We start from the raw sequence: 21523 nt of genomic DNA, 5'->3' as shown, positions 1-21523 counted from the left end.
TCGGGGCTAATTTGTCAATGTTAATGTATGACTATAACTTTACATTTTCATAGAGTAGGGATAGGGAATACTGCCAATCAATACTAACAAAATGTAATAATTCTCCACTTTCTGGGTAGTTGGTTAGTTGCCATTGCCTATCAATTCTACGGTAACAATCAACATTTATACTTTCGGAATCAATTAACACATATTCTAGCAAGCTGGGCAAACGGCGATAGTACCGAAATTTGTGCCCATAGTCAAAACCTAAGGTACTAGGAGATAAAACCTCAACAATTAATTTGGGTGACCTAATGCCATCTTTAGCTTGGCGATCTTGTTCATCACAACTCACTACCACATCAGGGTAAAAATAAGGTCCTTGCTCAGAAAGAATCACCTTGACATCAGACATTTGCACTTTGCAGTTTGTACCCTTGAGAAAAGTTTTTAGAGCAGTAGCTAAGTTGAGGGTAATATCGTTATGGGGTATTGTGCCCCCCGTCATAGCATATACCTGTCCCTCTAAATACTCATAGCGAATCTCTTGCAGTTTCTCCCATGCTAGATACTCTGCTGCCGTCATAAAGTTATATTTGGGAGTTGCAATCATATGAGCAACTAATTGGCGATTACAGATTGGTGTTTGCTGAGGTTCATTCTATCCCATGCTTCAAGGACTAGGCAACGAGTGCGGTATTCACCATATTGTTTAATTTCCTTTTCTTTGAGGACTCTAAAAGTTTCGCTGGGAAAATCTGCCCCATAAACATCAGCAGGGTCGAGAATGTAGCGCAATTCATCACGGGTGAGACCGTAGAGATAGGCATAGTAAGCATCCAGTTCAGCACGGAGCAGAGCACGCCGTTCAGTGTCCCAACGGAAGGGGGGTAAAGGGAATTCCTGCTCTGATGGAGATAGCTCAATAGTAGTAGCATGATTCATTGACCATTGCTGCAAAAGAGCTTGCACTAGTTTTGGCTCCGATTGAACAGAACGCCACAGGTCATCAGCAAAAGGCTTGAGGTCATAGGCGGTATAGACCAACTCAAAAACACGGGGAACAATGCATTCTATATCAGTAGAGGTGTATGCTGTGGGGGGAAGTACAGGAAGTTGCTTGACAATGAAGAAATTGAGGTTAGTTCCACCCATTTTTTGCCTAGCAATGAAATCTAGAGGAAGACTATTGAGACATCCATAAAAGCAACTGACTAGAATATTATTGTCTATACTAGGTAAAATTAAGAATACATTGTCTCCAAATCCAGCTTTCGGTAACATACAAGAGATAAAAGTTCTTTCGTTAGTTGTGTTACTGATTCGCCTATAACCTATCAACCATTGTTTATTCCATTTGCCAGCGAGGCGGTTTTCTACTTCGGTGCGACTTACCCAGTAGCGGGGCGTGATGGTGTAGTTGGGGTCTTGTTTTTCTGCCTCTGTGAGATCACGGGTATCTGTGTTATTGATGTAAGTTGCCCAGCGATGGTCGTACTGATGGAACAGTTTAGCTTCATAGAGGGGGAGTAGGGAGTCGTTTTCTTTACGCCCAAAAAACAAATGACTATCATTGGACATATGAAACATTGTCATAAAAGAAATACCCCATGGATTTTCGCCCGTCCGTTCATTTTCTAAGACAGGTACTCGCTGATAGATTTTTTTGGTGAGTTCCGCATCTTGTTTGGTACGGAAAACAGGACAGGTCAGAGTATTGGGATTCATTAGGGCAATATCTTTAGCAGAAAGAGTAAAAGTGCGGTTTGGTGCCTCTATTTGTTGCGGCTGAGTGAGAAAGAAGGCAAAACAGCCAAGAGAAATAGATTTAGAAGTTACTAGAATTGAAAACTTATAGCTACGGTGAACAGCAGGAAAAATTTCTCTATTCTCAAAATCGAACAAACAAACTAGGTGGCTGTGCTGGATAAGATTACCAAAGAAGAATTTACAAGTATCGTCAGTGGCAATGCCTGTAGGTACAATCAGTCCTGCTCTACCGTGAGGGTTAATCAAATTGCGGGCAAGTTCAGAAAATACGGCATAGGTGTTAATGTCTCCCCTAGAGGTTAAAGGGAATCGTTCTGAACCCCGAATAAAAATACTTTGATTCTCAGCAATCCGTTTAGCATTCTCCCATTCTTTCGCCAATTGTGGTTTTCTTTCTGGTAGAGTTTTAATCAATTTTTCTCTTTCTGCTTTATTTTGTGCCTCAGCGATTTCTATATCCCTAGAAGCAAAAAATTCTTTCTCTTGCAGTTTAATTCTTTCCCAAGGTGGGTTACCTATGACGCAATCAAAGCCCCCCTGCTCAAACACTTCAGGAAATTCTAATGCCCAGTGAAAGAATTTGAGTTCTTCGGCAAGCCTGTCGGCATTTTGGGTAATTGGGGAGTGGGGATTGTCGTGGCTGTTTATACTTCCTAAAACCCTAGCTATAGATTTGGTAGTAGGCACTAAATGTCTATTTTCTGATGTAAGCGGTGTGAAAAATGCTGCTGTCCACAAATTACAAGCTGCCCGATCTTTACACCATTTATCCGAATTGCGAATGGTCTGATAATACTTTTGTTTGTGTTGCACTGCCTCGGCAGTTTCTTCGGGAATTTCTCCTAGTTCTTGCCATTCTCTAGCAAATTCCGATCGGTCTTCTGTGTAATCCCACGTCTCTAGCAGAGAAAGCTGACCAGTTCGCTCATTTTTATTATCTTTTTTAATTGATTTTACTACACTCTTATCATCACCTGTAACAGCTTCGTAAGCAGAGTCAGGAATACCTTCCTTAAGAACTTCTAAATCAAATACACCTACTAGAGAATTACCGCACTTAATTCTATGATCCAGAAAGTTGAGAGGAACGCCGCCGCAAAATCCCTCAATCCAAAGAGCAACTTTACACAAATCAACAGCTAAGGGATTTATATCGACCCCATAAATACAGTGTTGAATTACCGATCGGGTAGCACGCCGTAAGATTAAGGGATTTGGTTCATCCTCCCCTGTTTCCAACTTAGCAATTTCCTTACCCAAGTAGCGAGCAGCAGCTAACAAAAAATGTCCTGAGCCACAGGCAGGATCGCAAATTTTGAGAGACAACAGCTTTTGTATCTTGTGGGAGTGGGGAGTATCCTTTAGTGACGCTGGTCTAATTTCGCTTGTATTGCTCTGATGAGTGCGCGTAGCATCTTCCCTACTATTTCGCTCTGTTTGAGAAGGGGAGCGATCGCTTGTGATTGGGCTAGTTCCACTCCCATTGCTAGAATCAGGTGTGTTTCCAACTCCTTCAGTCATCCCTGAGCTACTCTCAGAAAGTGTAGATACTCTCTGGGAGATTTCCGCCCGTAACCCTCTGCTGTTCCCTAAGTCTATCCCAGATTCCTCACTGGCTAATATACTTTGCACGATCGGTTCTAAGGTGTGTTTAATTACCTGAGCTACCAAAGCTGACGGAGTATAGTAACTACCTGTACTTTTACGCTCCGTACCATGAATAAATCTAAACTCTTTTTTGCCTCCTACCTCCGACTCGGGAGCCTCGTCGAACGAAACAATAACAGGTGCGAAATCCAACAAACTTTCATAAACACTACCTAGCTCTTCTACATCAATAGCAGCATAATTTACCCTTTGTTTACGGTTGTTATGGTCATAAAGTGATAAGTAACGAATAGCAGTTAGTAAATCATGGTTATCTATACGTGCTGTCTCCAAATCTTGTAATACTTGAGAGTTAAACAAACCACCGTTGAGGGGAGATAATCCCAGCATACTGCCATGTGCCTGCTCATTGAATAGAGCGAAAGTAACACAGAGTTTTTGCCACAGGTCCGTGTAACCTTCCCTAGGAGAAATATAACGATCGGCAAGACAACGTAATCTTTCTATACTGTAGAATTCCTGATATATTTGCCGCAGTTCCTCGGCTCGGGAGTCTCGCTGACCGTCGGGCACATCCTGGAGTTGCAAAATATTTCTACTTTCTGCTGTCATTAAAAATAACAGTCTATAAATTAATAGCAAAAGCAAGCGATAAAGTTGCCTAGCATCCATAGATTGCAAATGCGTATTCCTGGGATACTGTAAAAAACCATTAGCTAGACAGACGATCGCTTTTTCTACGCCATCCCTTAATCTATCCCTAACCCTCTGTCCTTCCTGAATAGACTTTTGGTGATACTCCTCTAGCTTACATTGATGAGGATTGCTAACATCACTAGGGAATACAGAACTGTGGCACAGCAGATAAAAATATTGAAAATCTCTGTAGTTTTCATTATCTAGAATTGACTCTAAATCAAACTCAATGTAGGTAAGCCTGGTCATTAAAGAAGAATCTCGCAATAACCGCCACTGTAAACCATTAGTCACTATACCCCACAGATATTCTTCCTTACGATTTAAGTATTCCTGCAGGAGAGTATGGGGAGAAAATTTATGCTGTCGCTGTTCTAATCCCACACGATAGCTAACAATGTGGATAGGAGCAGACATACTGAGATGGGAAATAGGAAAAGAGAGATTATCAATAACTTCTGGTTGCCGCTGATAGCTGAGGTTAAATCCAAGATTAGTCAACAGCGGAATTGCCCATTGCTCCCTGGTCATGCTTGTACCTGTATCGTCTTCTTTAGCATGCTGACGGTAGTACTGAAATTTCTGCCACTGCGCCTTAGCGATCGACCATGTCAGGGCAATTTCATCGCCTTTTTGGGAGATGGCTGTGCTGAGGTCATTTAGCTCCAAACTAATCAGATTACCTTCAATTTTGATGGGAGAATTATTCATGACTGTAGTTCTCCATTTATTTTTAGGATAATCTCTGCAAAACTTTTCATATCCTTGTGTAAGTGATCATAGGTTACGGGTAGTTTTTGTGCGAGCAGGTCTAGTTTAGTGCTGTCTAGATTCAGAGCATAGTTGTTCATAAATACATGGCGGAATGATCGATATTCACTAATTAACTGCAATGTTTCTGATTGAATTACAGCAGGGCGGTAGCTATTGCCTGTTTGCATTTGCCGTAATAATTGAATATGCCAGTCTGCTCCCTGTGGCAAGTAGTTATCGAGGTTATTAGCAATCAACTTAAATATATTTTCCATGCCAGTATAGAAACTCACTAGATTAGCGGCTACAGCGTGCCAATAGTCCTCATCATTAGTAGTTTTAGCCTTCTTAACTTGGGATTGAATGCGACTGATGGTCCGTTGTAATAATTGTAGCTCTTCTTCAATTTGACTGACCAGAATACTTAAATCCTTCATAATTCCCACCCCTTTTTTATCTCTTCTAAGAGTAGAGGTCTAGCGGTTTCTATTTCTACCAAGTCTATAGGAAAATCACTCATTAGCGAAATTCGGGATAGAGCTTCAAAATACTTGTCACTAGGTAGATTGCTAACGGCTAGATCAATATCGGAATTTCTAGTGATCTTTCTGGTCATACTGCCAAATAAAATTACTTTATCAACTCCATAATTACTCTTGAGGTATTCAGCACAAACTTTCGCAGTGGCTATTCCTTTCTGGCGCAGTTCTTCTAGTGCTTGCTCCTCTCGGCGGTAGTTGGCTAGATATTTGCTTAGCTCAGTGCTAGACATACATTCCCTAACCTGGCAGAAAAATATAAACCCCTAGTATATCTGGTGGTAGTTGTGGTTCTACTACTGTACACCTTTCTCTGGTAATCGCTCTTACCCGATCGTGAGATTCTCTTAATTTCTGGGCATGTTGGCGGGCTAGGCGCTCAAACTCTGGTGACAACTTGTCTAATTGCTCTAGTAACTTACTAATTTCATATCTTTTGATGTTGGGTGGACGATCACCTGTAGGCTGGGCAGTCTTTAATAGCGATTCTGCTTCCTGTTCTGGTAACCATTGGGGGTCATCTACTGCACCCCTAAACCCTACTACTATGCACTCTTCCGCCAAAGTTTGATTGAGTAGATACCTCATGCGTAGTACGAATAAATTAGTACGTTTATTTACTGCCCTTGTCACAGTCAGTCCACAACGCGCCCCAGGACTATCAGTATCATTAGAGATCGCTTTTTCTAACACAAACTGAGCTAAATGGGTAACGATCGGGTGCGTACGACCTACATACTCCGTTCCAGGGGGATAGGGCTGACTAAAACACAAAGTAGGAGCACTACTTCCTAGTAAGGGACGCAGACAATTAGGTACGATCGGTAACTGCCAGCAACGAATACCACTTATGGTAGTGGGGATAGCACTAGCATGCAAACGGGATAGAGTAACACAAACAAATCTTTCTACATCAGCAGCCGTGCCTAGAATTCGATCGGATTCTGCTAGTTCTTGGGCAATTTCTTCAGGGCGAATACTGTGTTGAGCAAAGCGAGTACGGCTAATTTTTTCCCGTTCAGTAGCTCTATCCCAATCTCTATGGAAATCTTTAATAGCAGTGTTTTCTTCCCACAAGCTTAACTGTGTAGGTGCAGCATGTTCAAATAGTGCCTGAAAAATTGCTTCTGCAACACTAGCACTATCTATAGGAACTGGTACAGTAATACCTAAACTTTTATGGATTTGCACTGCTTTGCGCACTAACACACTCAGCACCGCTCCATCTACTGGATTGTTTGTCCCATAAATTAAATAACAGGAAACAGTAGGCGATGGCTGTCCATAACGATCGATTCTTCCTTCCCTCTGCTCCAACCGATTAGGATTCCAAGGCAAGTCATAATGGACTACTGCGGAAAAGTACTGTTGCAGATTTACTCCTTCACTCAAGCAATCAGTAGCCACAAGAATTGGCTGTTCTGATTTAGTTAGTTCCGCCAATTTTATTTCCCGCTCATCTTCCGCTTGATTCCCTGTGATAGCAACTACATTTACCCCCTCCCTACCACCAAATTTATTGCGTAAGTGTTGTGCCACGTATTCTGCGGTAGCTATGTAACGACACCAAATAATTGGTTTTTGACCTGTCTGCAAGACCTCTTCCACAACCCTGATACACTCCTGCAATTTTTCGTCCTTTTGGGGTGTAATCTGCTTTGCTCGTTGCAGAAAACCTAGCAATTTTTGCTTCTGATAGTCTGTAGTAATTGCTGGTTGGTCATCTTGATTGTACTCACGGTCTGTAGGGTCATAGATGTAGCCACTCAGTAGGTCTTCCAAACAGTCTTCTTCCGTCAAATCCAGCTTTTTGCTGAGAGAAGCAATCGCTGCCCTGGGAGAAGACATTACACAACGGATGAGAGCTAAAGCTGACCAATATCTCCCCCGTTTCTGAACATAGCTCATATCATCAGTAATGTCTTTAACTAATCCTGCAGCGGTGGCAAACACATCTTCAAACAGCTTCAGGTAGTCTCCTGATAGTTTGTATGGTCTTTCATAACTAACTCTCTCTGGAAAGGGCGTTTCGTTACCTAACCACTGTTTTACATCAGCCCGCCTCCGTTGTATGAAATGTTTTGCTAGTTTTTTCCTTTTACTCTCAGTTAGCTGCTCTAAATCATAGCTGCCAAACTCGGGATGCAGTAGCTCTAACAGAGATTGAAAAGAAGATTGAATACCACTGTGGGGAGTAGCAGTAAGCATTATCAGATGACGGTTACTATCTTCTGCCACCCTACGTAGCAAATTGTAGCGTTGTTTCTGAGTATTACTCACAGAACTAGGCAAAGCACAGGTGTGAGCTTCATCTACTATGACTAAGTCAGGACAATGAACAATAAAACTGTTAATATGGCGATCGTTTTTAGCGTAATCCAGACTAACTACAATGTGTCTGAAGTGCTGAAAAATGTGTCGACCAATGGCTTCCCTCTCCAATTTGCTAGCAGTGCCCGATCGTATCACTGTTGCCATGATATTAAATTTTTCTGCTAATTCCTTTTGCCACTGCTCACACAGATGGGGAGGACAGAGTACCGCTATTCTGTTTACCTCACGTCGATCGAGTAGTTCTCTGGCAATTAGTCCTGCTTCGATCGTCTTGCCAATTCCCACATCATCAGCAATGAGCAGGCGCACTACCTCTAACCTCAGAGCCATCAGCAGGGGTACAATCTGGTAGGGACGAGGCTGTACCGACAAATTGCCGAAAGAGCGGAACGGACCTGCCCCACTGCGGAGAGTGAGTTTAGCTGCTTCCAGTAGCAACTGGAGCTGAGAATAGTCACCCAAACTGTCAGGGCTGGGAGGGGGAAAGCCTGCGGGGGTGAGAGATTCTAAACCCCTTTGCAACAGGGGCAAAAAAATTCCTGTGCTTGCGTCATCTGTGCCACTGAGGGGACGTATTTTGACCACTTGAGGATTATCACTGGGCATTACTACCCAGAGACGTTCCCCACTGCAAACGATCGAGCCTGGTTGTGGTGCCTGCATTGGTAACTGTTATTCTGCTTATGGTCATGCTACCACGTAGAGCCGACTTAGGGATTTGAAGTTCCATCTCTAGGTAGTTCCTCAGAGTAAAACTAGTAGTCTACAGTTGGACTCAATTATAATACAGCATCCAAACTTAGTTGCTAGTTTTTTGTTGTCATAGTCCTGACTATGTTTGGTCCTTTGGAACTACCTTCATTACATTTAAGTAATAGAAAACAACTACCAGCATGCTCAGCTGTATATTTTGTGATGGATTCAAATAATATAATTCTCTATGTGGGGAAAGCTAAAAATCTTTCTTCTAGATGGAGGAATCATCACCGTTTATTTGAATTTCAAAAGTTTGATAGGCAGTTTCCTTTGCGTATTGCTTGGAAAGTGTGTGATGAAAAGACTCTTGATGAAGTAGAAAGGCGTTTAATTGAACAGTATAGACCCCCTCTAAACAACAGGGAAGTTGAAACCGAAGCTGTTGTACCAGCAGAGATTGTATTGAAAGATTTTCTGAAAACTTTCTCGCGAAGGCTAATTATTTTTGGGATTGAATATCCTAGTTCCACTAGCTCTCCAAGTGTTCACCTTAGATACGATTGGACTGACTGTTCCTCAAAAGGAACAACAGCAAAGATAAAAGCATGGATTAAACAAAATAAAGATAAAAATACAAATTTGAGATTTAGGCATTATAAAATTATTGATTTTGCGGCTTTTTCTGGAGAAACTTTCCGACCAGGCAGTAGGGCACAACGCAAAACAGCAAGACAGCATCGGTCATTTAATAATCGCTGGGAAGTTGCTTGTAATGGTGTTGTTATTCATATCAAACCAGTTTTCTCATATAAAGAGTACAAAGAAAAGACTAAATTGGCTAGTCTGGCTGGTATACGACTGCGTGCAATTACTCAAGAGGCTTTTATTGAATTACAGAAAAGTAAAGATTGCGAGCTATCGGGCTTATCATGCTTTACTAGCGATCCAGTTCCTTTACTTTGGAAAAATTTGTATACCTAACATACAGCACTTTTATTGGAGTGATGAACCTCTCCAGAGTTTGGGATGTTGCGCTTAACTACTTGCAAAGCCGAGGAGGTGATGAGATTCGAGCGCTTTCAGAAGCAGAGGTTATACTGTAATTTATTAAGGCAATTTTATTGTACAAATTTCCACGGTTGAGCAGGGCGGCTCGTGAGTCTCGCCGAACGAGGAGATAGAGAGGATGTTTACATTAGATGATCTACGGCAACCTAGGGTGTACCAAGAGGGCAGGCAAGAAGGGGGGGCACACTTGTTGCTGAGACTTATTTCCCGCAAGTTTGGTAGCATCGCCCCCGATCGCTCCGAATAGATTAAATCTCTCCCCATCGATCGCTTAGAAGAACTAGCAGAAGCATTACTGGAATTTAGTAAGGTTGATGAACTGTATCAGTGGATCGATCGGGTTTAGATTATGCTCTATTTTTTAGCACGGTGCAGAGTCAGGGCAGTGGTAAAGAACTTTTCATATTCTCTAATCACATCCCGATTGTCATAAAGTACACCCGATCGTTCATTGATCTTGTGCCTGATTTGCTGATTGTAACTGGGGTCTGTCCCCAACTTAAGAGCAATTTGGACATATTCTTCTGGACTACTAGCAATGCAGTCAGTCACTTCCATTTTTTGATAAAAACCTAAAGTCAGACGACTCTTAGTGTACTGTCCTGGCAAAGTCACCACAGGAGTACCCATAGCAAAAGCTTCCAGGGATGTGTTGCCACCGCCAAAGTGCACGGGATCGAGCATGACATCTCCCAACCGCAAAAATTGCAGAAACTTCTCGTGGGGTAAGCCCTTGATAAAAACAATCCGATCGAGGACATCAGGTATTGTCTTTTCCCATCTTTCCCTCAGCAAAATGTCCCAGGTGGGAGCAAGACCACTCAAGAATATTGCCTTGCCGTTGGGATCACCCCGCAAAATATTTGCCACGATCGGGTCAAATTCGGGATGAATCTTAAACAGACTTTGAGGACAGATATAAAGAGTTCCTTCTGCAGGTAGTCCCAAAGCTTCTCTAGTTGTATCTGGGGGTATAGCAGGACGGTTGTAACAGGTGTTGGGGTCACGGAAGCGGATAAGTTTTTCCGTGAAATGGTCTTGGGCATTGTCCACTTCAAAGAAACGAGAGGAAATAAAGTAATCCATCATTTTCGAGCCTGTGGTGGAAGGATGCCCCCAAGTTAAACACTGCACTGGTGCCAGACGAGAGAAAGTTAAAAAGTAAGTCAAAGGCTCCATCCCAATATCGGTATAAAACAAAATGTCCAACTCCAAATTCCCGATCGTTTCTCTGTCTTGCCAGAGGTTGTAATCTAACTCAATGGTGCGATCGGCTGTAGCTATCAATCTTTCTGCCGTTTCGTCTTTCTTATCAGGCACACGGATTAAAATCACTTCAAACTTAGACCGATCGAGATATTCCACAATCGTGCCAAATAACCTACCAATTGTATGACTACGTAAAAGCTTAGAACAGATTCCAAGACGAATGCGTTCTTTGGGAAGGGAAACACTGCGACAATGGGGAGCAGTCCACTCTAGTTTGGGACAAGCTTTGAGGAAAAATTGAGCAATCTCTTCCATGATGGAACGATCATTTTCCCCGTGATAGGCAAGATAAAAGTTAGAAGTAGCAATCTCCGTGAGGGGATCATTGAAGATTGCACCTCTTTCTGTCAGTCTGCGCAGAGAATTGACCAAGCGTAATCGTTCTGATTTAATCTGCTCGATCGATTCTAGAATAATAGGTAAAGAAAACGCCAACTTAATTTCTAGGTTGAAGTTAGATTGGGGTTGGCGTAATAGCGCTTCCCACTCCGATCGTCCCTGCTGAATCTTACCCTCCCCGATCAAAGCACCGCCCAGCAGTTCCCTAACACTCCGATCCTCTGGTTTAATCTCTTTTGCTTTTTCCAACAGTTCTACTGCCTTGTCCGCCCGATTACCCTGCAAAAAGAAAGAAGCTTGTAATTTGTACAGCTCGATCGCTTCTGGATTCTGCTCAATGCCTTTAGTACAAACTGTCACCGCCTCTTCCAACTTACCTTCCTTCTGTAAGGTACCCGCTAGACAAACGAAAGAATCAACATCTTTGGGATTCTGATCCACTGCTAGGGAGTAGTAGCGAATAGCATTAGCGTAGTCCTTCTCATTAGCGTAAACTTCTGCCAGATTCTTACAAGCGAGAGGATAGCCAGGGCGTAGTTCCAAGGCTTTGAGAAAACTCTCTTTCGCTTTTGCCCAATTCCCCTTGTCTCTATGGACAATTCCCAGGTTGTTATGCACTTCAGGCATGTCGGGATCAAGTGCCAAGCATTTCTCAAAGTAAGAGATTGCCTCTTCTTCCTTCTGTCGATTGTTCTCCAACTTACTCTGCCGATAAAGAACTACGCCCAAATTGCGATAAGCTTCGGCATATTCAGGATTCAGGCTAATCGCTTGGCGAAATTCTATCTCCGCATTCAGTAGGCGCTTTTGATCACGGTAAACTAATCCCAAATGGTTGTGAGCTTCTGGACTGTTGGGATCAATCTCGATCGCCTTTTGCAATATCACCAACGCCTCATCCAGTTCCTTCTTTTCCCGCAAAACTAGACCCAAATTGAGATGAGTTTCTAAGCGATCGGGGTCTAAAGTCAAAGCACGGCGTAAATACTCACAGGCATCATCTAGTTTGCCTAGATTAGAAAAGCACAGACCCAAGCCATTGAGAGCATCCACATAATTAGGATATGAACTCAATGCCTGTTCAAAACATTTAACTGCCTCTTCAATTTCTCCTTTTTCCCGCAGTAAAACTCCCAAATTATTGTGCACTTCTGGTAATGCCCTGTTGATCCCTAACGCTTGCTGATAGTACTCGATCGCTTCTTCCTTCCGATCGGTCATAGCCAACAATACCCCCAAATTAGTCAGAGCTTCAGCGTAGTTAGGATTGAGAGCAACTGCCTGTCGGATTGAATTGATGGCTGCTTCCATCTCTCCTAAAAAAGCATAGACCATACCCAAATAGTTGTGCGCCTCTGCATTATTAGCATCCTGAGCAATGAGACCCTGGAAAAAAACTAAGGCTTCAGGTAAACGCTGTTCCGCAATCAGTTTTAGCCCCTCTTCCATAAACCCTCCCTAGGCAAAATAACTTAAATCAATATCAGGATTTAGCTTTAACTCTAATTCAGCGATACGTTTAGTCAAAGCCTCAATCTTGTCCTCTGCACTGACAGGTTTCTTAAACCAAAACTTATTACCCTCGGATTGTATCTCTAAGTTGTTCTCCTTAGCAAAGCGATTAACAGCGGCATATACTCCAGGGAATCTGGGGTCAGGATAATCATCCCCTAGAAGCACACCACCCGATCGGAGCAACTGCCAGTAGTTAGACAAGTCTGCATATACATCCTCTTCTTCGTGAGAAGCATCAACATAGATCAGATCAGCAGACACTCGCCAATATAGCAATAACTTAAATGCCGCTACAGCATGCAGGGGAATAGGAACAATATAGTTTTGCGCTTGCCTATGCATCACATTCGCCAGAAACTGAAAATAGAGCTGAGAATAACCATAACGTCTTGGTACAGTTACTCCCAGATAGGAAATCGGGTTGTCTTTTGCTACTTCTAAGCCGCCAAGCCAGGTGTCAACACAAAGTACAGGACAAACAATTCCGTGTGACTTTAGTATATCAACCATGTGAATAGCAGAGGCTCCTTTCCACGTACCCACTTCTATGATCAACTTGGGCAATAACTGACTTATTAATCTCTCAAATACAGTTACAGTGCTACCCCAGCCTTGTAAGTCACAACTGTAGTCCAGATAAGGAAAGTCTTCGTAGGGAGATTTGTCAAAAAACTTAAGTAATAACTCTCTGTGCAATTTGTATTTCTCGTCATCTGTTCCTATTGCTGATGTTTCTACCTTTAATTCAACAGTATCATCATGTCCAAAGGCAATTTTAGCAGGCAGGTTACGAGGGTGAATTCTTACTAAGCAGTTCAAATCAGTCATCTGGTGTAAAGCCAAGAGATTAGTATTTTCTGTTAGAATATTTTCTTTCACAAATAGCAACATATTCTGAGCATACCACCATTCTACACGGCTATCTTGCCAGAACTTATCCCGTAAGCAATCAATGCACTTATAGCCCCTCTCCTGAAATAGCTGTAACCAATAGTGGGGGAATTGGGTATTGATATGATTAGTTCCAGGTTGCAGAGGAATAGCAGCTGAAAACAGAATGACATCACCCAATTCTGTCAAAGTCTGGATGAAAGTTGCTGCGCAGGTGTAAGGCAAATGTTCCGCTACTTCTAGACATATAACTAGGTCGAACCTGCGTTGTATAGGTAGTGGCTCAATTAAATCATGACTCAGAAACTTGTCAACAGGTATTTCTAACCTATCCCGTTCTACATAATCTCCATCAATGCCCAAGATATCAGTTATGCCAAACAAAGATTGCACTTTTGCTAACCATGAACCAGTACCACACCCCACATCTACAACTGATTGCACTCTATGATCCAGTAACTGCCACAGATAAGGAAGGACTGCAGATGCACTACTATGTGCTGCTGTTTTAACTTCATGGAAAAATTCCTCCTTGTAGCAATCGGCGCTTGCTTGTTTGGGTAAAGATCGTGGTAGGGGAATATCCTTTAACTTTATTCTGCGCCAAGGAAACCCATAAGGATACTGTTCTTGTTTCCTTTGATTATTTTCCCAAAAGAAAGATAGCTGAACTGAACTAGAACTGCTACCCAAGCGGTAGTTAACAGAGTAAATACCTGTAGTGTCAACTCTTTGATATTTCTCTAACAGAATTTTACATAGAGCTATATCTGGATTATCAACATAGGTATTGCCAGTAACTTTTGTAACTTCCCTAAACTTAGCATACCAAATCTGAGAAAACTCGATCGCTATCTCCTTCTTTAGGAAATAGCAATTAGTATCGACCATGTGGTAATTTTCCCTGCATGCCCACTTGCCTAAACTTTCGCAGTCATCCAAGCATAAGAAGTTGCCATCTCTGTCTACAATCTTGCGCAAAGCATAAGCCCAATCTAAGTTTTTTTCTTCTACTATTCTGACTAGGGACTCTACATGGTTGGGGTCATACCAATTATCTTCGTCTAGGTAGCAAACATATTCCCCATTGATTAAAAAGGGAGCCATGCCATAGATGCGATGACAAATGTAATTGTCCTTGCCAGTGGGGTAGGGTAAACAGAGGATATGAGTCCTGTGCCGTGATAAATCCATGCTTGCTAAAATTTGTCTAACTGAGGCTTCCCGCTCCTGCCCATCTATGACAATTAAATGTTCAATACGAGAGTAAGTCTGATTTTGTACGCTCTCAATCGCATAGCGTAACAGGGAGTTACCAGTAACGGCACTGACGACACTGACAAGCATCGGAACAACCCCTTAAATTTGTTGGCTCCATGTTATCAAAGTAGTTTCGCAGAAGCAACCGAAAGCAAAAAGCAACTCAAATACAAGATATTTGATAGACTGAAATAAGCCTCCTAGGGGGTATAATTTGGGTAAACGACCATTAAGATTGTTTAGGGAAGTCTTGCTATGCTAAAAAAAGTAGTTCTGGTATCCACTGCTTCTATAGGTACTTTTACGCTTTGTGCCTTAGCTAGTCGGTCCGTTCAAGCTCAATCCTATGTTTCAGGTAGTGTGACTCTAACCAACATTACCGGTGCCAGCACCAGTTTGGGAGCAGAAATTGGTGGTGTTCAAGCCAATGGTGTAATTGTCCAACCGAATTACAACTTGGGTCCGTTTTTTGGAGTAAACTCCTTTGTCAACAACTTGACCTTAAACGCTATAGTTAATGCTAGTGCAGCCCCTATCTCTGTTAGTCAGGTAGTGGCTCAAAATCTTTCTGCCATTGCTGGTCCTGGAGCAGCTAACATCCTCGGTAGCACCAACCAACCTAACTTGGCTGCCTATGTCGCGATCGTTCGTGCCGCTGCTGGCAATGATGGTTTGGAGTAGTCTCAGGTTAGGAGGGGGCTATTAGCTCCCTTTTTTTGCCTCCACGGGATTGAAGATAGGCAATTGTCTGACTCCATTACCAAATTCCTGATTGAAACCTACAGCGCTGATTATGCCCGCTACTATCCCCCTCACCAAATTGCAACCCTCGGAACCTTCCCTAGAGCCAATTAGTGCCAAATCTGTTGGCTTTTTGGTAGGGGCAGAAATCATCTTGCACATCAAGGGAGGACATCCTCTTCAGCATGCTCAATTACACCCAAGAGTAGGCATGAGTTGAAAGTGCTGAGGCTGTAGGAACAACCCCTAGAACAACTGTTGCAAACCCCAGGTTTAATTCCTTTAGCACTGTTAGCCAAGGTGAAGTGGGAGCACTCGGGCGGGTGGCTCAACAAGGACAGGCGAGAGAGGACGAAGATTGCTGCTGCCACAGCCATTTTGGGAGGATTAAAAATCATCAAGCAGATATTGCGGAGGAATATGATGTATCAGGAAATTTTGGAAGAGGGCAGGCAGTTGGCAAGATAAAAAATCGCCATGAACTTTTTAGCCCTGGGAAGAGGAGATAGCTGAGGTTACAGGTTCAACGATCGATAAGGTTCAAGAAATTTACTAGATGCATGGATATTGCACATGCCTCAAAGCTTGATAAAAACTTTTCTTGACTAGCTAGAAACTATTATATATACTGCCCCTGAATTCAGGTTTATGTGCAGCTAGAGGAGTAACTATGAGAGTAATTCCATGGAAACAAGTAGCAACGATCGGGAGTTTAGTTAGCTTAGCATTCTTGCCTGGTAGAGCAGTTCTGAGTCAAACTGCATCTTTCTCTGGCGCTTTAACTTATATTGCCCCGAGTGGGGCAACTACTTCAATTAGTGGTCAGATTGTTTTACCACCAGGCTTATTCTTCAGTAGTGGCTCCAATTCCACAGTCAGCTACACAAGTACTGGAACTGCTGGTAGTAATGACTTTAGACCTACCTCACTGACTCTTACACCAGGCACTGTATTGAGGGATTCTACCCTAACTGTCTCTACCCAGGTTGCTCAAAATTTGTCCCAAATCACTAACTTAACAACTAACCAGGCTAATCTAGCAGCATACATCTCGATCGTGCGCGCAGCGGCTGGTTCTATTGGTTTGGACTAGCTTTTCTCCTCTGTATCTTTGTGTGAGGAAGATTGCTAGTGAGAGGCAAATTTATCTCTTATGGTGCCTTGTTTTGGGGAGCAGTAATTTTCTGGGGTGATTCTAGTAAGTCATTAGCGCAAACTATTGCTTCTGTATCTTTCACGGGAAGATCGGGGGCTGTCTACGGTAACTATATTTCTCCTGCATCGTCCGCAAAAGCATCAGTCACTCCTAATTCTATAAAACCAACCTACGGGCAAGTTTTAGACCCTTATGCCTTTGACTTACCTCCTAATAAGAAGATAAATACAGTAACGATCGTTCGTCCCTCAGCAATAGCAGAACAAACTCAGCCAAACTCATTAAGATCATCTGTTACTTCACCCCCGACTATAGTAGAAAATCAACCGATCGTACTTACTCCCAAAGAGACTTTGGTCAACTTGGAGCAGATATTTGTAAAAAATCTCATACCTGATACGCAAGTCAATGAAATTGTAAAGGGAGCTACAATTGCTCGAAAGTCTGTTTCCTCTTCTTCTCCTATTAGACCTACAGACAACTTTGTCGCTGAAAATCAACAATCAACGAAGCTAGTGAGTACCCAAGCCAGGGAAATTACTGCTAAAGAATTAGAACAGGCAATTGCAAACGGTACCAGATTGACAAGAGTATTAGAGTCTCTACTTCATAAAACTAAATCAGCAGAAAAAACGATCGTGGCACAAAGCAATTCTAACAGTTTAGATGCAACAAAAAATACAGGCAATCCCAAGACAGAGAAGGAAACTGTTACAAATACTTCTAGACCATCAGAGGTAGTAACTGTTGTACCTTTTTTGCCCAGCAACCTCAATAATCCGCTTAGACAAACAGTATTACCTGTTGTTCCTGGCGATAGCTTAGCTCAAACTACACCCACTATTCCTGGTACGGTGAACCCTGACCTCCGTAGAGAGTCACCCCCACCTGACCCCACTCCCCCAGTTGTACCACCTCCTGAAATTACTCCTGCAGAACCTCCTGCTCCTGAAATTGACCTAGAAGTAAAGAGAAGATTGGTTGATCTAAAAATTAAAAATGCCCTGTCTAACACTGCTCTTTCTTATCCCTTCATCCTCAATGTTACCGATCGGGTGACATTTACTCCTAGTGCTTTCAGACCGCTGGAAAAGGACTACTATTTTGAATTTGATTTACGATCGGGGGCAAAGCAAGACCCCAACATTGGTAAGTTTACTGCTTCCTTCTTTCCCCGCAATGACCAGTTCTATTGGGTATTACCTGACAACAAAATTGTCTTTGAAACTACTGGGTATCAGATTGGTTTGATCTATCAAGGACGATCGAGGGATATAAGACAAGAGAGTATATTCCGCCAAATTCAGAGTTATAATGGCTTACAGTTTGTTACAGTCATTCCTGCTGACCTAGAAAGACTAAGGTTTAATCCTGACAATGTGAATACAACTTCTCTGGGGGGAATTCTATCGGTGGTTGGTCAAATTAATAATCCAGAGGGTATTCCTGCTCCTACAATTACCACTAATCTAACAGAGAATTTAGGAAATGTACGTGTTATTGATGCTAACTCCATTCAATTTCCACTAAACGGTGGCGAACTATTTAGCCAGCTAGCAGTAAATGAACCTGTTTTATTGCAAGCTTTCCCTACGGTTAACTTACAGCCTCTAGCTAATACAGATTTGTGGGAAGGTGGCAGAGTAACTGAAGCGGAGTTGGCGGCAGCTGGTATCACTTTTGGTAATGTTTTGACGGGTAAGCCCCCGGAAATTACTGCGCCTGTCTCTAGTTTGCCTGGCATCAAAGTTGGGCAACTTGGTAAGTTCGATAATACTGATTTATTAAAGGTTTTGCTCGATCGGTCTCTTACAAGCTCCCAAAGAAGATTCCATTACCTCAATTCTTTGCAGTGGGTGTCTTTGGGTATTCGCACTGATGTCTCGGAATTGAGTGAGGTTATCCGAGGTGGTGGACCCAGACAGAGACTATTTGAAGATGCTAGCAATGATTGGCATCGCCTCTATTTCAGTTTGCCCCATCAACGTTCTTTCATTCAGTACGATTCCAAGGATACAATCGCGACTTTTGCCCAAGTGTTTTCTAACCCTGGGGTGTCTGCTCCTGTTGATCTAGGTGGTGGCAGAGTGGATAATCAGGAGTGGCTAAATAATACTCTTGGCTTACTGGCAGGTATTTTCTTTAGATTTTTTAACCCAGGAGATGTCAATGCTAGTTTGACTGATGCTAAAGAAAAAAGAGAGAAAAATGAAGACTTTACCCCTCTACAAACTCGGATGACTAGTGACCAAAGACGAAGTATCAATCGTCGCATCAATACTGGTTTGGCTTATAGTAACTTCACTAGTCGTGTGGAACAGGTATCTGGTAGCCTAACCTTCCCCAGTCAAGCCAGTCCTGAGGATTTTTCTTTTTTGCAACTTCGTACAGGTCTTCTAAGGAGAGGTATTAGCTTTATTTTTCAATCCGAACCAACTTTTAGTGAAGGAGAAATTTTCTACCGTACAGTCCGTTTGTCTGATGATAATTTTGGTTTGGGCTTTTCTACACCTTTTATTCCTGTACCTATCAATCAATCGATAGTTGCGGAAACTCTCTTCACCTCCCCCAACGGAGAACAAGTCATTGTCCGTGCTGACCAAAATGCAGTTACTCCTGTACCCATTCCTACCCGTGCTGCTGCTATTGCCTTCGATCGTTTGGAAATTCAAAGAGATGCTATCAGAACCGATCGGGCAAATGTATTTGGTGGCTTTCAATTTCTACCCAGCGTAGAGTTAAACTTTGCTGGCAGTGCGGGAGAATTCAACTACAGTTTCAGTGGGGGAATGTGGCTTAACCTGCGGAATAATGCCATTTTTAATGTGCCCCGCAATGCTACTGGTGTGACAGAACCTGACTTTGGTTTGTACTTAAATGCTCTTTTGAATTTAGCGAATGTCAACATAGAGAAGGATGAACAAGGTAATGTGCAAACAATTACTAGCTCTATCCCTGGTATAAATGTGCGTTACAACACCAGTCCTAACTCTCTCAATCCCTCTTTTGCTTCCCTCAGTTATAGTTTCACCCGTAGTACTAGAGACAGTACACTATTCGTCACGCCAAGTGTAACGATCGTTTCCACTGACCGAGACCCAGGTGGTTTCCTGAGTGGTTCCTTTTCTACTGCTCTATCTTCCTCTCTGCAACTACGGTCTCTGCAGTTTTCTGGGTCGATTGAGATGGGCAATGTTACTTTTTATCAGTTGGAAGGTTTCAACAATTTTAGTGACTCTTTTGGGGCGGGACTTTATTACCGTAATTTCACAGACTTCCTGTCAGGTAGTGGCAGAAGAGAAACAGGAACTGCTGTGGGAGTAAGAGTAAGGTACAGCTTTGATGGTTCACCCTTTGGTTTGGATGCCACTGTAGGTACCGGCACAGGCGGTTTAGAAAGTAGGCTTCAGGGTACCTTGAGGTTTTAGATAGTGCGTGCTAAAGGAATATCAAACTAAGCTAACTTAATCGCATACTGCAAGCGGGGTACAGCTTTTTGTTTTTGGTGTAGCAGAGTGAGGGAAATGATTAGATCAGGTCCATGCACATCCCCTGTCAGAGCACAGCGCAAGGGCTTCATTACCACTCCTTTTTTCACACCTAAGTCTTTAACTAGTTGGTCAATTGCCTCTTTGGCTTTCCCTGCATCCAGGGTAGGACTTGCTTCTAACATCTCCTTTGCCTTTTGTAAGATAGTCTTTGTTTGTTCCTGCTGCAAAACCTCCTTTGCTTCCGGTTTGTATTCAGGTTGGTCAATGAAGAAATATTCTGCTAAACCCACTGCATCCTTCAAAACTGTCATACTGGGTTTGATCAAATCCAGGATTCCCAATAACCAGGTATTATCCCTCTCTTGATCCACCTCATACCCTGCCTGCCGCCAAAAAGGCATCACCAAAGGTAATAAATCCTGGGTTGGCTTTTGATGCAGATACTGACTGTTAATCCAGTTGAGTTTGTCTAGGTCAAACCTTGCCCCTGCTTTGTTAATCCGATCGAAGTCAAACACAGGTATTGCTTCTTCTAGGGTGTAGAGTTCTCTTGCATCAGGGGGTGACCAACCCAACAACAGCATGTAGTTGTTAAACGCCTCTGGCAGATAGCCCATGGCGCGGTACTCATCGACAGAAGTAGCTCCATCCCGTTTCGATAGTTTCGCCCCCTGTTGATTGAGAATTAGGGGTGTATGGCCAAACTGGGGTATAGGAGCGCCCAGAGCTTCATACAAGAGAATCTGTTTCGGTGTATTGCCAATGTGGTCTTCGCCCCGAATGACATGGGTAATCCCCATATCAATATCATCCATGACCACGACAAAGTTGTAGAGGGGCTGTCCCGATGCCCTGGCGATCACCATATCACCTCCCAAATCCTTCCCCTGCCAGATGACTTCCCCCCGCACCATGTCCTGCCAACGGATTTCCCGATCGTCGTCAATCTTGAATCTAATGACTGGCTGTCTGCCTTCTGCAATAAACTTAGCTTCTTCTGCTGGAGTTAAATTACGGTGACGATTGTCATACCTTGGTGGTAAACCCTTTGCCTTTTGCTCTTCTCTTAGTTGCTCCAGCTCCTCCGGCGTTTCGTAACTGCGATAGGCAAGCCCCTTGTCCAACAACTTCTGTATCCCCTGCTGATAAAGGTGGAGGCGCTGGGTTTGAAAGAACGGTCCCTCATCCCAATGCAACCCCAACCACTGCAACCCACTGAGGATATTCTGCACATATTCCGGCTGCGATCGTTCTGTGTCTGTATCCTCAATCCGCAGGAGAAATTTACCGCCGTGATGCCGCGCAAATAGCCAGTTAAACAAAGCCGTGCGAGCTGTACCAATATGGAGATTCCCTGTAGGACTGGGAGCAATACGCACACGAACAGACACTAAACAAGCCCTCTAGCAGTGCAG

At 43.0% G+C, this 21523-nt stretch carries 14 protein-coding genes and 1 pseudogene; 6 read left to right on the top strand and 9 right to left on the bottom strand.

Features of this window, described 5'->3' with window-relative positions:
* Window positions 1-31 precede the first annotated feature (31 nt).
* The 5 genes from NZM01_03005 to NZM01_02985 are packed head-to-tail and all read right to left on the bottom strand — an operon-like array spanning window position 32 to window position 8345.
* Entirely contained in the window at window positions 32-595 is a 564-nt protein-coding gene (locus tag NZM01_03005; protein MCS6958997.1) for a Uma2 family endonuclease, read from the bottom strand.
* An 8-nt stretch (window positions 596-603) separates the two neighbouring features.
* Window positions 604-4767, bottom strand: a complete 4164-nt coding sequence (locus NZM01_03000) for an N-6 DNA methylase (protein ID MCS6958996.1) — start codon at window positions 4765-4767, stop codon at window positions 604-606.
* Complete coding sequence (locus NZM01_02995; protein MCS6958995.1) at window positions 4764-5246, bottom strand: hypothetical protein; 483 nt, start codon at window positions 5244-5246, stop codon at window positions 4764-4766. The genes NZM01_03000 and NZM01_02995 overlap by 4 nt, the downstream gene beginning before the upstream one ends.
* Window positions 5243-5581 (bottom strand): nucleotidyltransferase domain-containing protein, encoded by a 339-nt coding sequence (locus NZM01_02990; protein MCS6958994.1) that lies wholly within the window; start codon window positions 5579-5581, stop codon window positions 5243-5245. The genes NZM01_02995 and NZM01_02990 overlap by 4 nt, the downstream gene beginning before the upstream one ends.
* Before the next feature lie 7 nt (window positions 5582-5588).
* Complete coding sequence (locus NZM01_02985) at window positions 5589-8345, bottom strand: DEAD/DEAH box helicase (protein ID MCS6958993.1); 2757 nt, start codon at window positions 8343-8345, stop codon at window positions 5589-5591.
* A 171-nt stretch (window positions 8346-8516) separates the two neighbouring features.
* Here NZM01_02985 and NZM01_02980 point away from each other — a divergent pair, with 171 nt between their 5' ends.
* Window positions 8517-9359 carry a GIY-YIG nuclease family protein gene (locus NZM01_02980; GenBank protein MCS6958992.1) on the top strand — a complete coding sequence of 281 codons (843 nt, stop codon included), beginning with the start codon at window positions 8517-8519 and terminating at the stop codon, window positions 9357-9359.
* 205 nt (window positions 9360-9564) lie between these two features.
* A pseudogene (locus NZM01_02975) lies at window positions 9565-9792 on the top strand (DUF4351 domain-containing protein).
* Between the two features lie 8 nt (window positions 9793-9800).
* Here NZM01_02975 and NZM01_02970 read toward each other — a convergent pair.
* Complete coding sequence (locus NZM01_02970; GenBank protein MCS6958991.1) at window positions 9801-12503, bottom strand: tetratricopeptide repeat protein; 2703 nt, start codon at window positions 12501-12503, stop codon at window positions 9801-9803.
* Between the two features lie 9 nt (window positions 12504-12512).
* Complete coding sequence (locus NZM01_02965) at window positions 12513-14807, bottom strand: class I SAM-dependent methyltransferase (GenBank protein ID MCS6958990.1); 2295 nt, start codon at window positions 14805-14807, stop codon at window positions 12513-12515.
* 168 nt (window positions 14808-14975) lie between these two features.
* Between NZM01_02965 and NZM01_02960 the strand changes: the two genes are divergently transcribed.
* On the top strand, window positions 14976-15401 hold the full coding sequence (locus NZM01_02960) for a hypothetical protein (GenBank protein MCS6958989.1): 426 nt from the start codon (window positions 14976-14978) through the stop codon (window positions 15399-15401).
* A 21-nt stretch (window positions 15402-15422) separates the two neighbouring features.
* On the opposite strand, the gene NZM01_02955 is transcribed toward NZM01_02960, so the two are convergent.
* The gene (locus NZM01_02955) at window positions 15423-15623 is read right to left on the bottom strand and encodes a hypothetical protein (protein MCS6958988.1); all 201 of its coding nucleotides are present in this window, start codon (window positions 15621-15623) and stop codon (window positions 15423-15425) included.
* A 138-nt stretch (window positions 15624-15761) separates the two neighbouring features.
* Here NZM01_02955 and NZM01_02950 point away from each other — a divergent pair, with 138 nt between their 5' ends.
* The 3 genes from NZM01_02950 (at window position 15762) to NZM01_02940 (ending at window position 20045) form a co-directional block, all read left to right on the top strand.
* Complete coding sequence (locus tag NZM01_02950) at window positions 15762-15929, top strand: hypothetical protein (GenBank protein ID MCS6958987.1); 168 nt, start codon at window positions 15762-15764, stop codon at window positions 15927-15929.
* A 202-nt stretch (window positions 15930-16131) separates the two neighbouring features.
* Window positions 16132-16554 (top strand): hypothetical protein, encoded by a 423-nt coding sequence (locus NZM01_02945; GenBank protein MCS6958986.1) that lies wholly within the window; start codon window positions 16132-16134, stop codon window positions 16552-16554.
* A gap of 38 nt (window positions 16555-16592) precedes the next feature.
* Complete coding sequence (locus tag NZM01_02940; protein MCS6958985.1) at window positions 16593-20045, top strand: hypothetical protein; 3453 nt, start codon at window positions 16593-16595, stop codon at window positions 20043-20045.
* 26 nt (window positions 20046-20071) lie between these two features.
* Here NZM01_02940 and gltX read toward each other — a convergent pair whose 3' ends face one another.
* Entirely contained in the window at window positions 20072-21499 is a 1428-nt protein-coding gene (gene gltX / locus NZM01_02935; GenBank protein ID MCS6958984.1) for a glutamate--tRNA ligase, read from the bottom strand.
* Between the last annotated feature and the right edge of the window lie 24 nt (window positions 21500-21523).

It is taken from the genome of Pseudanabaenaceae cyanobacterium SKYG29, assembly GCA_025055675.1.
Taxonomy (GTDB): domain Bacteria; phylum Cyanobacteriota; class Cyanobacteriia; order Pseudanabaenales; family Pseudanabaenaceae; genus M5B4.
This window is presented reverse-complemented; position numbering and strand designations above follow the sequence as displayed.